The sequence below is a fragment of the Paenibacillus sp. FSL H3-0310 genome (assembly GCF_038002785.1).
GTDB classification, from domain to species: domain Bacteria; phylum Bacillota; class Bacilli; order Paenibacillales; family Paenibacillaceae; genus Paenibacillus_AQ; species Paenibacillus_AQ odorifer.
Genome location: NZ_JBBODC010000001.1, coordinates 3778921 through 3792569, shown reverse-complemented (window position 1 = coordinate 3792569; position 13649 = coordinate 3778921). Strand labels below are relative to the sequence as shown.

The 13649-nt window shown below is 45.0% G+C and carries 7 protein-coding genes; 4 read left to right on the top strand and 3 right to left on the bottom strand.

All coding sequences use genetic code 11. The features are described 5' to 3' along the window. Positions 1 to 38: 38 nt before the first annotated feature. Positions 39 to 227 carry a YqzE family protein gene (locus MHH63_RS17150; protein ID WP_036689445.1) on the top strand — a complete coding sequence of 63 codons (189 nt, stop codon included), beginning with the start codon at positions 39 to 41 and terminating at the stop codon, positions 225 to 227. 68 nt (positions 228 to 295) lie between these two features. Here MHH63_RS17150 and MHH63_RS17145 read toward each other — a convergent pair whose 3' ends face one another. The 3 genes from MHH63_RS17145 to MHH63_RS17135 form a co-directional block, all read right to left on the bottom strand. Further along, positions 296 to 1318, bottom strand: coding sequence for a hypothetical protein (locus MHH63_RS17145; RefSeq protein ID WP_341171836.1), 1023 nt, complete (start codon positions 1316 to 1318; stop codon positions 296 to 298). Between the two features lie 156 nt (positions 1319 to 1474). Continuing rightward, positions 1475 to 2539 carry a YqhG family protein gene (locus MHH63_RS17140; RefSeq protein ID WP_341171835.1) on the bottom strand — a complete coding sequence of 355 codons (1065 nt, stop codon included), beginning with the start codon at positions 2537 to 2539 and terminating at the stop codon, positions 1475 to 1477. After that, complete coding sequence (locus MHH63_RS17135) at positions 2536 to 4281, bottom strand: DEAD/DEAH box helicase (protein WP_076129985.1); 1746 nt, start codon at positions 4279 to 4281, stop codon at positions 2536 to 2538. The genes MHH63_RS17140 and MHH63_RS17135 overlap by 4 nt, the downstream gene beginning before the upstream one ends. A 404-nt stretch (positions 4282 to 4685) precedes the next feature. Here MHH63_RS17135 and MHH63_RS17130 point away from each other — a divergent pair, with 404 nt between their 5' ends. The 3 genes from MHH63_RS17130 (at position 4686) to MHH63_RS17120 (ending at position 13644) form a co-directional block, all read left to right on the top strand. Further along, entirely contained in the window at positions 4686 to 7325 is a 2640-nt protein-coding gene (locus MHH63_RS17130) for an adenosylcobalamin-dependent ribonucleoside-diphosphate reductase (protein WP_445321760.1), read from the top strand. A 2135-nt stretch (positions 7326 to 9460) separates the two neighbouring features. Beyond that, a complete protein-coding gene (locus MHH63_RS17125; RefSeq protein ID WP_339173158.1) occupies positions 9461 to 10312 on the top strand; it encodes a hypothetical protein in 852 nt (283 codons plus the stop codon). Positions 10313 to 10356: 44 nt separating this feature from the next. Continuing rightward, positions 10357 to 13644 (top strand): hypothetical protein, encoded by a 3288-nt coding sequence (locus MHH63_RS17120; RefSeq protein WP_341171833.1) that lies wholly within the window; start codon positions 10357 to 10359, stop codon positions 13642 to 13644. The last annotated feature ends 5 nt before the right edge of the window (positions 13645 to 13649 follow it).

The window sequence follows — 13649 nt, the reverse complement described above, 5'->3', positions numbered from 1 at the left end:
GCTATCTTAATTCACTTACAATGTAGGAGGTGTTACAAATGGCTTCCGGCGGCGATGAGCTTGTAAAGTATATCACTGAGAAGGTAGTTGTTTATATCGAGGATCCGCGTGCCATTCATGCTCGTAGAGCGGCTACAAAGCAGCCGTGGTCACAGAAATGGTTCGGTATGCTTCCGCTTGGTTGGTCGATCTGGCGAAGCAAATGGAGCCACAGTGACAAGGATTGAATTTCACAAATAACAAATAACCTTCCAGTGCCTTGTTGAGGGTGGCAGCGGAAGGTTATTTGTTATGTTTAGTTATAGATATTTCTGTCGGGCAGCTTGTGCAGTGTTCCTATAGCCTGCAAGGCAGTGAGTGGCAAATACCGTCTTCCTTCTGGCCCTGATGCTGCGTAAACGGTAGGCATGTTGTTTATTGCTTTTGTTTTATTCGAAGCAGGCAACCAGTTTTGATAACCTGTAATCATAAAAGGTGCCCCTACGATATCATTTCGGCCAGCGGCTTGATAAGCAATACTTTCCTTGGGACGAATCAGTGTGGCGATATTGTCACCGCCTACAGCAAGCAGTTTTGGGGAGGTCAACCACATGATATCTTTATAAGGATCATCTGTTCCCCCGCTTTGATAGGCCGAAAGCGGAGACAAATCAGTAGTTAGGTTAGTGATTACATCCGTTTCTGTCTGCTGTCCTTTAAGCACTTCTTCCGCTTTACTTAGCGTCCACGGTAAAACTTGCGGCACGGAAGCATTGATAAATATTGTCTTATCGTCAATGACGATTTTCCATACGGGTAGAAGTGGTGCATATAAGGCTGTGAGTTTTATTTTTCCTGTATAAGATGAAGGTATAAGTCCTTCCTGCACCAAAAATTGGCGCAGTTCTAACAAACTATAGGGGAGTCCGTAAGTGCCAGCTCCATATTCGCTAAGCATATAACCACCTTGATCCGTAGCGGAAATGATCATGTAGCCGATCCGCTGTTCACCTTTCATAACGTTGACAAGCCAGCTATGAGTACCTGGACCCAGAGGATAATATTCTATTCCTGCGTCCTTCCAGGCTGTAAATGGAGCTTCTGCTGCGAGCTTGTTCAGTGTACTCTTGGCAAATTCTTGGACCGTACCGGGTGAAGGTAAGACATCCATCTGCAGTACAGGTATCAAATCCTGTGTGACTGAATCAACTACACTTACTCTGGAAGCGGCAAGCGCAGAAGAGGAACCGGAGCTCGTTGCGATGAGTCCGATGCATAGAAGCAGGAGGAAGCAGCTTTGACCTGCAAGAAGCAGCCTCCGCCGTACACTTATTTTCATGGCGTTGTTCACCTTTCTTTGTTATGAAATATCAGAAAGTATAAGCTTCCTTTTTATTATAGAGGACAAGCTATAAAAAGGCTGTTGCTTGCTGTCGCGCCGGAAGGCGGAAGTTCTCTTGTTTTTTTGCCTGCTTTTAGCGAGTAGGGTCGCATTCTATAGGCTCCGCAGATGAAACAGTCCATAGGTCACCGCAGAAACTGCGATTTGCGGCTCATATTGCCAAATGGTCTCTTGTCGACGCCGATTATACTGCTCTTGAGTCGCTAGGCGTTTTTCTTCGTCAGGCTCCTTCAGCAGCTCTCCATAATAGACATCAATGATGTCCAGTTCAACCCTTAGCCGCTCACGTGCCTGTTCTGCCCAAGTGTAGTCCAGTTCGGCTAACTGAGTGGTAAGATGAGTTTCCAATAAGTCGGTAGCGGCTGCTACTGTCATTTCATAAGGCTGGATATGCACATTTTCCGGCAAGCGTGGCATCATCTCTTTTGTGGAAACTTTTGCATTAAAGTCATCAATGATGGTTCCCTTTGTTAGGGAGATGCCAAGATAATGGAGTTCTTCACGTTTCAAATCGCAGCTCATCTCCACTTTATAGCAGACACTAAGCCATGGCTCGTAAGCGGCAGAGAACAGCGTGTTTCGCTGCCTGCTGCCCGGGTCCTCAAATAAGTAAAGGCATTTCCCTTCGTCCCGAGCGGCGTTCCAAATCTGTTGCAATCGCTTGCTTCCGTAAATAATATCCTCTCTGCGGATCATTCCTGGCCCAATTCGTGGGAGTGCCGGCACAATGCCGAAGTAGCGGGCTAGGATACTTTCCTCCGGGTCAGTAGATGGAGCATTCACTGCTTCTGAGCCCGGGGAGGCGGATTCGAGTAAGTCAGCGCTAGCCTCTGCATCGTTTGTTCCGCCTGTAGCTAGGCTTCCGGTGACAACTTGATTCAAAATGCCAGCACTACGATTTGCAATGGGGGGAACCTCTACTGCAGCTTGACTGTCGTATTTTTCCGGATCAAAAACAAAGGTGAAAGAAAGGGTCTCAGGATCTACACCTGTGCGCTCCACGAATCCCCAATAATACGGCCGGTCGGTGAGCATTTTGTCAGCTCTAGGTGATAATTTCACAGTTACGTGAAGGGGCGAAGCCTCAATGATGGAGCATTCAGTGGCTTCAAGATAGTCCATCACATGCTTGCGTACTTCCTGTGCGGTGAGGGTCATGTCGCAGTCCCACTTTCTTTTTTTATACCCTGTGTCAATTCACTGAGGGATTCACCAATATGGTCCAGCTCATGCCGCAATTCTTCGTCGGAGCGGGATTCGAGCATGATTTTGTATAAACTTTTCTCCAGCGATTCCTTCTTTTCAAAACGTTCCAGGATTACATCCAGCCCGCCAATCACCATTTCAAACATATTGATTTTTTCATGCAGCAGATGCAGGATATGTTCTTCAATCGTGCCTTGCGTAGACAAGTTGTAGATCACTACGTCATTTTCTTGCCCTAACCGGTGGACACGGCCGATACGTTGTTCCACGCGCATGGGATTCCAGGGCAGGTCAAAGTTGATCATATGGTGGCAAAATTGCAGGTTAATTCCTTCACCACCGGCTTCCGTTGCAATCATAACTTGAGCGCGGCCGCGGAAAAGATCCATCATCCAATCTTTTTTTCCACGGTTCATTCCGCCGGAATAAGAGACACACATCAGCCCATGTTCACGGAAATACTGTAGTAAATACTCTTGAGTTGCGCGATATTCCGTGAAAACGATGACCTTTTCATTCATTTCTTGAATGAGGGCTAAGGTTGTTTCAGCTTTAGTGTTTGTTTTAACGGTACGGAGGGTCTGTAGCAGCTCCATCATCCGGTCTCTTTTTGGGGAATCCGCAGGCAGCTTTTTGATCAAATTAACTAAAGTGATAAAGACGGCATCCCGGCTGCTGCACACCTCACGTTGAAGGGTTACCAGAGAAAGCATACTGCTAAGATTGCCGCCGGATTCCTGATACTGGTCTTTGACAAAGGAAGTAACACTGTTATACAAATCTTTCTCTTCTTGGGAGAGAACTAAGGGAATATTACGGACTTTTCGTTTCGTGAAATTAACTGGACCTTCACCACGGCGATTGCGGATCATGACCTTCGAAAGCTCGTCCCGCAGTTGACCTTCATTCTTGGGCTGGCGTTTATCAACCACGAAATTCGAGGCAAAATCGCCCTGATTTCCAAGTTGCCCCGGCTTCAGTATAGTGATCAGATTAAAGAGTTCGCCCAGATCATTCTGAACGGGAGTCGCGGTGAGCAGCAGGCAATATTTTTTGCGTAATTGCTGTACAAATAGATAATTGGTCGATTTTTTATTCTTCAGCTTGTGAGCCTCATCAATGATCAACATATCGTATTCATTTTCCAGCAAGATTTCCTTATGAGGATCTCGTTTGGCGGTATCCATCGATGCGACGACTATGGCGTTGCCCCAAGAATAGGCTTTTTTCTGAGCGACAGCAGTGATGCCAAATTTCGCATTCAGCTCACGAACCCATTGCAATACTAGAGAAGCAGGTACGAGAATAAGCACTTTGGAGACAAGACCGCGTACGAGATATTCTTTGAGCACCAGTCCTGCTTCAATGGTCTTGCCCAGTCCAACCTCATCTGCAAGAATCGCGCGGCCTGACATTTCGAACAGAACCTTATGCGCTGTATCCAGCTGATGGGGAAGAGGGGACAAGCCGGATAAATGCTTCATACATTGCAGCTCATCGAAGCTCGTTACTAGACCTGTTTCCTCTCCTTGTACGGCAAGCTTAGATAAACGGTAGTCTCCCCATGGGCCGCCCTTTTCCAATTTGAGCTCCAGATCTTGCAACCAATTCCGGTCAAAAGAAAGAGGAACAGGCAGTATCGGCGCGGGTGTTCCCCCTTGCTGGGGTAGAGAATTACGGAATAATTGCGTCATAATGCAGCCTCCTCAAGCTCGGATTTATATCACCATTCGTAAGAGTAGTATGCTCGTAAACGAGAGAATTCATAACCTCCTATTTTTCACGATAGCCTTTAAAAAAGAGAGCAAGAGCGAGAAAAAGCAGCAACGTTTGCGATAATTCGGCAACTTGACTCTATTTTCGAATAAGACCTTCGATACAATATGTGGTATAGTTTAAAAGCTGACGCACACAATATATTGTGACAAAAGCTTGAAAATGTATTTTTTATAGAGTGCTTAGCTGGTATTTGTTATTGACAAGATGAGCTTCCTACATACACCTGTTAAGCAGTGGAGGATGGTAAGGGAGTTTTTGTTGTGGGCCCATACCTTGGACCGGAAACTAATATCTACTACACATGCGGGAGGTTTTTTTATTGAGTAAAGTGGAACGTAAGCAACGCCTTGAAGGGCTAAGTGAAAAAATATTTTTGGATCGTTATGCTTGGAAGGATGCAGACAGCAACAATGCTAAAGTAGGCGACGTTGTATTGGTGCTGACCAAAGATGATCCGAAGTTTCCAACTAAGGAAGTCGGAGAAATTGTAGAGCGCAGTGGTCGAATCGTAACTGTAAAGACGCGCAGTGGCGAACTTGTGAAATCGGATGTTGAAAAGTTGACCCTTAATATAGAAAAAACTCCTGAGGAAATGTGGGACCGTCTATCCACAGCGATGGCTTCTGTAGAGAAGACATCTGAGCTTCAAGCAGAATGGGCGGGCAAATTCCGTTCAATCCTAGATGATTGGAAGCTTGTGCCGGGTGGACGTATTGCGGCTGGTGCAGGTGCTAGTGAAGAATTAACATTGTTCAACTGTTATGTAATCCCTTCTCCAAAAGACAGCCGTGGCGGCATCATGCAGACATTGTCTGAAATGACGGAGATTATGGCCCGTGGTGGCGGTGTGGGCATTAACCTGTCTTCATTGCGTCCTCGTCGTGCGATTGTTAGAGGGGTTAATGGTTCATCCAGTGGTTCCGTATCTTGGGGCGGTTTGTTTAGTTATACTACGGGGCTTATTGAGCAAGGCGGCAGCCGTCGTGGTGCGCTCATGCTGATGATTAATGACTGGCATCCCGATGTTGAGGACTTCATTACCGTGAAGCAAACGATGGGCCAAGTCACTAATGCTAACCTTTCGGTATGTGTGAGCAATGGTTTTATGAAGGCTGTAAAAGAAGATCTGGACTGGGATCTCGTATTCCCGGATACAACCGATCCTGAATATAACGAAATGTGGGATGGCGATCTCGACAAGTGGAAAGCTGCCGGCAAAAACGTTATCCATTATCGCACCGTAAAAGCGCGTGACGTGTGGCGTACGATCATTGAATCGGCATGGAAATCCGCTGAGCCAGGCGTCGTGTTCATGGAATACTATAACCAGATGTCTAACAGCTGGTATTTCAACCCGATTATTTGTACAAATCCTTGTGGAGAGCAAGGCCTGCCAGGCTGGGGAGTCTGCAATCTGTCTGCGGTGAACCTGTCCAAGTTCTACGATGAGAAAAATCATGATGTAGATTGGGAAGATCTTGCGACTACAACCCGTTATTCGGTCCGTTTTCTGGACAATGTAATTGATAAAACACCTTATCATTTCCCGGAAAATGAAGCGAATCAGAAAAAGGAACGCCGCGTGGGTCTCGGAACCATGGGATTGGCGGAGCTGATGATTAAATTGAACATCCGTTACGGCAGCCCGGAATCGTTGGAGTTTCTGGACAAGCTATACGGCTTTATGGCTCGTGAAGCCTACCTTGCTTCGGCAGAAATTGCTGGAGAGAAGGGTTCCTTCCTAGCTTTTGATACTGAGAAATATCTAATGAGCGGCTTTATGAAAAATATAGTCGAAGCGTATCCAGAGGTTGGCGAAGCGATTCGTGAACATGGTATGCGTAACGTTACAGTGATTACACAAGCACCTACAGGTAGTACAGGTACAATGGTAGGTACTTCTACGGGAATTGAGCCTTATTTTGCCTTCAAATATTTCCGTCAAAGTCGTCTTGGCTATGACGAACAGTTTGTTCCAATCGCTCAAGAGTGGCTGGAGGCTCATCCGGGTGAAGAGCTGCCTGACTACTTTGTAACTTCGATGGATCTGTCAGCTAAAGATCATATCCGTGCGCAAGCAGCGATCCAACGCTGGGTAGATAGCTCTATTTCCAAAACAGCGAACTGCCCGTCTGACTTTACGGTTGAGGAGACGGCTGAGCTATATGAAATGGCCTTTGATCTAGGATGTAAGGGTGTTACGATCTACCGCGATGGAAGTCGTGACGTTCAAGTTCTGGAAACCACGAAGAAGGAAGACAAAAAAGAAGCTGCTACGGTTGCGGCAGAGGAAGCTACAACTACTGTAGAAGCGAGTACAAATGTTGTAGCAGCAAGCCCGGCGCCTCAAGTGACTACAAAAGAGGCGGATAAACAATACAAAAAACGTCCGCAGGTTCTGCGCGGCGCTACCTATAAAATCAACACACCATTTGGGATGGCATATATTACGATCAATGATCTTGATGGAATACCGGCTGAAATCTTCCTGAATGTAGGTAAAGCAGGTTCTGACGTATTTGCTATGGCAGAAGCATTAGGCCGCGTCTGCTCCTTGTTCCTCCGTTACGGAGATCATGGTGAGAAAGTGGAGCTGTTGATTAAACATCTGAAAGGCATTGGCGGATCAGGAGCTATCGGCTTCGGCGCGAACCGGGTTGAATCCATTGCTGACGCTGTAGCTAAGGCACTGGAATCACATGTGCTGAACAATGCTCATGATGATCATGTACCTGCTCCGATTGCGGCAACTTTGGAGCTGGAGGATTTCAATGAAGCATTAAATGCGGAGTTGAAATCGAGCGTTCCGTCAGCTACGGAAGATGGACATGGTGGTCATCATGGACATAACCATGCTACGGCTTCCCGTGACCTTTGCCCATCCTGCGGCAGCGCCTCGCTGATTAATATTGAGGGTTGTAAGACTTGTGGCAATTGCGGTTATAGTCGTTGCGGGTAAACGGTAGAGCCGATAAGTGTTTTGTGGGAAAATGTGTGGTGGATCACCAAAGCTGCGAAAACGACCAAGAAATCTGCGAAAAATGGCTCATGAAAAGTGAGAAAAATGGTCGGCACTCAATATTTTGTATAAATATTCATTTAGGTATATTTATATGTTGCATTGAATAATTATTCAAATGTTGTTATGTGTTTGATTCAAGCAAACAATTATATTATAACTATACAAAAGGTCCCGATTAGGAAATTTCCTATATCGGGACTTTTATCTGATGTTGGATAAAGCCACTCCACTAACCCTAAGGAAGTATTCCCTCGAAGGGTGTGCATCCACCTGTTTATCCAATACCATACTGTAGTGTATTACAAAAATGCACTGAAGGGGCCCTTCTGAAGTGGGACATCGCTTTAAACAAGGCTTATCAGACTTTGTAGGAGATTAAGGAGGAGCGAAGAGAGTCCTTTACTACCAACCTTCTGGTCCAGCCATCCATCATCCGCGCTATACCAGGCAGACCATCAACTATGTATTGCAACAAAATTTGTACTCGCTGGTTCCACAAAGGGAAATATCCATGTGCGTGGCCGAATCTTGGAAGTCGCAAAGGAACTTCAGAACGCATTCATCATCTGCCGGATAAGAGATTGTGAAGGGAATGAGTGAGGAGTAATATTTCACATTTAGAAAGGCGATGTGTTGCAATCATAATTATTTATACGAAGACCAGCCCGGTTTACTATTTACATGTAGACGACACCCTGTCTTTGTTGAAAATTTGAACTACCACTATGTTCCTTTTTCCTGCTCTGGTGAATGTATAGTCGATTAAGACAATTGAGTCAATCACAAGCTTTTATATAAGCTCTCACAGTCTGGGGGTCATAGGGACTGTAATCTGGAATCAACTGACTTTTTTACTTATTGTACAGACAACACAAGGCAGTTGAACAATATTCCTCCGTTAATGAAGATCACGAAATTGCAAAGCAACTTTTATATGCTTATTTAAACCCTCAGTTGCCTCTTAATGATAAATTAGAGCAAGCAGAGGGCGCCTAGGATATGAGAAAAATGGCACGTGAAAAATGAGAAATCAATGAATTTTGTTACATTAATATTCAATAGAGCATATTTATGCTGAATTTTGCAATGACATTCACTTTGTTTTTCTTTTGTTTCTAAGATTAAATACAATATAGTTTTATTCTCAGAAATTTGTATTGGAAAAATAAATAACTATTCAAAAAGTCCCGATTAGGAATTTCCTATATCGGGACTTTTTGAATGTAATAAATTATGTTTGGCATTTTTTATTATGTCGAATATCTTTATTGGAATTATAAGTAAATGAGTCGATGACTCTCATATTAGGGAGGGAGCAATTAATGCCGCAATTTGCTTTTTTGGAACCGTTTGATGGTTGTGAGTAGGTTATCCCTAGTGGAGAGCTAGAAGAAATAAGCGAGCAGAGATTTATAATATGAGATACAGAGAAAATAACTTCTGTAGAAGTAGCCAATTTGAGCGTCAGAAAAGCCATTTAATTTGCCCAATCTGTGATGAGCGAGATTTTTTCGTATCAATGAAATTTATTGCGGTATTTATATAAGTTGATGATATAGATGGAACATTAAGTACAAAGGGCATTTTAATGATGATTGCTCCATTGGACTGTAGAAACAATTCCTGTGGATGTTTGAGGCTGTCGAGTGTGAGGCTCGAAGATACCTAAATGTATTTTCCCGTCGGCCTGCTCCCTTAAGGGAGCATTTTTAATTGGTATAGCGTCAAGATATCGGGATTGAAAGGACGCATTACATACCGTATAGAGAAGTTGCTGTGAGTTGCAATTCAAATTATCATCGTTTGAAAAGCACGTATTGGCTTCATTCAAGACATAGTCTCTCTGCGATCCGCAGGCTGAGCGTCAGTTGCAGAACGTTCTTTATCTCAGTCTCAGTCTACTACATATTTTTCAATGCTTATTTTTTCGTGCCCAAAAAGCTGATGAAATCAACTGCTCCAGTTCACCTCTTTATTTTCATAACATTTTTTTGTTTTGCCTGGGCTTACTCTTCACAGGAAAAGCCCATTTATACATATAATGCAGCAATGATAGCAGGGAGGTAAATCACTTGAGCATAAACAGCAATATTGACATCGTACAAAGAAAGATCGCACCATGCACAGGACCTTTGGTCTGTTTTACATTAATCGGTAAAGGTGATTATAAGATCGAAGCTGTAGTTGAGCTTTATTCGCTGAAAGGCAGTGAGGTTGACCTTGCAAGAGTTAAATTCAGGATCGGAACTTCATACATGGTCATTGAAGGATCATCGATTGACCGTGTGCTGTCGGACAATAAAAGTTTGGAGCAATCCACCTGCTTTGTATCCGGGATACATGGCTGTCCGCAAAAGTTCCATGTATGCATCAGTTACGTGCCAGCGGTCGACCGCCAGAGCGGGAAAATATATGTCCAGGGATTACTTACAGACCGATATGGCCACTCTCCCAAATCCGTTTCCTATTTAATCGCAGAATGGCAGGGAATGGCGAACCTCTGTATCACGAGGCTATGCGGCGCTCCTATAACAAGCTCTCCGATATGCGGTCCGCTGAGAATGGATATTGAACTTTCGAAAGATTTTGTGAAGGAGGCTAATTCCTGCCCAGCAATTAATGTGGCTTCCATATCTTTCGTCGATATAGCAACAGGTTTAGGTTTGGTTCAAGCCTACAAGGTGGGAAGGAGACAAAAGGACCCAATCTTTCTGTTCAATCAAAATCTGGAAGAAAAATACGTCGCATTATTTCCGGCAGGAGGCCCTTTTTCAGATAGTGTTGTTAAAGAGATCAGGATTAACAGTCTTCGCATGACCATTCCGAGTGCAGAAGTATATGGGAGCTTATGTATAGATGGATATTACTTAGCGCAAAATAAATGGCATTGCATAGAGCCGAATTTGTTAAAACAATGGACTTAAATATTAGTGAATGAACTCACATCAACGGATGAGGTGATATATCATTGTTTTATAAAAAAATGAGCAGTCGAAGCTTATTTGAGGCCGAGGATGACCCTTCTGTTGGCTGGAGGGGGTATCGACCTCGTGAGGGGACATACGAGCGGGATACTCTGAGTTTGGTTGAAGCTTGGGGCGATAAGGGAATATTCCTGTTTGCGGCAATTCGTCCGCAAGAAAATCAACTTTTAGATGCTTTGGAAGAGTACGAGCGAAACAGAAGAGATTCCGATGAAATCCAGCTTATCTGGCTGAACACTATTGAGCTTGACAAATGTAGTATCCTCAAGATCGTATCTGGTATTGGGGGAATGAAAGTAAAAGAAAATCTAAATGTAATGATAGGAAATGGCGCCTATGAATTAGATATTGATATGAGCGTAAAAGTTAACTTTTTGTACGAGGACATGAGACTTGATTTATGCAATACCACCTCTGCGTTTATTGATTTTATGAGCAATGATAATGCAAGCATTGATGGAGGAGTGATCCATCTACCGTTTGCCGGCAAGGACGCCGGGACCTTTCGATTTCGCATCGAAATACCCTCTGATTCTGTGTTTGATGAGAACGGGAATTTTAATGTCGGACTTAAATATTTTTATGCGCAACAGAATGGGCATACCATTGCAACTGAGGAACATAACTACCCGGTTTTTGAGAAACAAGATGGGAAGTGGCTTCATTATCTGGTGTCTCTGGATGAGCTTGATCCATTTAACCGGAATTATGAGACTCTGCCTGATTTAGGTCTTCGGTCTTATCTAGCCTTTGATCCATCGACGGATGCATTGCCCAGTCATTTCCGAACCCCATTCGGTCATACTATAGAACTCCAACCAGATGTCCGATTGGAACCAAATGTTGAAGGGGTACTGCCGCGACCGTTGCCTGGCAGTGGATTGCTGGTGTTATCTCCGAAATATAAAATAGCGGCATTCGAACCGGCATATACGGTCCCACAAGGGAACTTTTACCTTTCAGTCTCCGATGCAGAACCGTTTGCAGGAGCTATGCGCCTGCTTTGTGGCAGCACTGGAACGGAAACCATTGCTTTTGTACCTCAAGGCAATGGTTACAGAGGTGACCGCATGGAGTTCATACGGGGCAAACCTGCTTTCTGGTCCTCTGATCCAGCCGGTAGCGAAACAGAACAACCTCCAGAATTAACGGATGAGGCTTATACGTCCTGGATAGCAGTACGCCCGAGCGACAACCGTATTTTCGAGGCTCCACCAATCACTTATTCGGCACAGCCTGAGGATGATCCTCATTACCGCCCGGCGGCTGAAAGTGTTAGTCACTTTCATGAACCGGTTATCTTCGATTGGACAAGGGATACAGATAACAGTATACCTCTGGTTCCTCTTCTTGGGGTTCAACGGAATGATGAAATGCAGCTCACACAGGCGCTTACATTGGAGCGGCGAGGAATTGCCCCGGATCGCAAGCGGCGTATGAACCAACTCTCAGCGAGATCAGCCATCAACAGCACTGCCTTTACAGATGGCCTTTCGAGCACACCGCAAGGCTTGTTTGTTCAGGACATCGCCGGACAGTGGTCGGAATTAATTATCGGGCAGAACATCCGAAACGCAGCAGGTCTCGTTCCGGGGGCAGCCGAAGCATGGGACATGCTGAAATTTACTAACCCTTCTGCGACTTTCCGAAACGCCCTCTTGTCCAGCAGGCTCTTTCTTGTCGTTTCAATGAATCCCACGGCTTCGCCGCTATGGGAAAAGTTTGATGACCTGGTGACTATATCGGGTTGGCCCTTCAAACTGACAGTACCGGGTGGTACGAATTACCAGAATATCCTCATCTTCAAATTTTGCCAAGGATCGTTGTTGGATGGCATCGAGCAGCCCGGACGTTGGACGGATGGTGAAGCATTCAATCAAGCAGGGCAATTGGGCATATTATCAAAGTGGTTGAGCGATTACTGTATGGGTGGAGCGGCCGAAAATGAGATTCCCCCAGAATTGGTTCCATTTTACCGGATGTGCCGTGATCCGAAATGGAACGGAATTCTTGCTCTCAATGTGGATATTATACCGGAACAGATGCCGGATGATTTAATAGGTCTTATTGGCGGCATTAAACCAGGAAGCCTGCGCGCACACCATGTGGGCCTCGATTCCAGCCTGGTGGAGTGGGATGCTGTTGCCGGCCTGAAATTGGACAAGCCAAGCTCGCTATTCGGGTATGTCAGGTACGAGGATCTGGATACTGTCGATTGGGACATTCATACTTACAAATTTCGCGTAACCGAGCTGCAGGCCCGATTTGTAAACACAAAAATTGAATTGTTCCACGCCAAAATTGAGCTGCTTGTGCGTACGTTATATGGGAGTCCAGTAATAGTCAGTGAGGATGGTGGCCCTGAGTTCCCAAAGCCTATCCTTACTTTATACGGATCGATGGAGCAGCATGAAGGTGTACCTACCTATGTCTTTCAGACGAAGACACCTGTGCGTGCAACTCTCCAGAAACTGGTTCTCCCACCAATATTACAAAACTTGCGCTTAGACAAAATCAGCTTCCAGACGCTCGACGCTTCGGATAAACAAAATATAAAGACTGTATTTTCCATATACGGTTCGAAAATTTTTCTTGATAAGTTGAACCCAGAGGTTGATCAGGTGATTGATTTGTTTGGCTATGGAGTCGATGAGGGTTTGTTAGGTCTCTTGTTTGGCAACTTAAGGGTCACAATGGATTTTGACATTAATGACCCCGTAAATTCCGGTAAGTTTGCTTTTGATATCTCACAAGTCTCCCTCGATCCCGCCAAAAGCAACGGACGTCCTGGCAGCTTGGGCGCCAACTTTCCGCTCCGTCTTCGCTATCTGGTATCCGTAGAATCTGTGGCTGATTGGAATAAGCTTGGTTACCGTGATGTGCCCATTGCCGGATTGCCAAACCATAATGCTGCAAACGGACCATGGTACGGACTCGGTTTTGACTTCGAAATGGGTACTCTTGGCAAGCTGTTGCCCGAGGGCATGCTTGTCGGCAATTTTATTGCAGGCTGGAATGCAGAGGGGAAGTTTTATTGCGGGCTCAAAATACCAGGGCTTGATCTGGATAAGGAAAAGGGGCTGCTGGCTCTGGAGGAAATGTTGGATCTGAAGTTGCCAAACGATCTTCAGCTTGCTTTGACCAGTGATGGTTATCTAATGAGCACTCAAGCTGCTGTACGATTGTTCGGGACAAGCTACAAGACTCAATTTACGATCTTTCAAGCCAGTAATCAAAAAGGACAGATCGGCTGGTATCTAACAACTGTCTGAAAGGA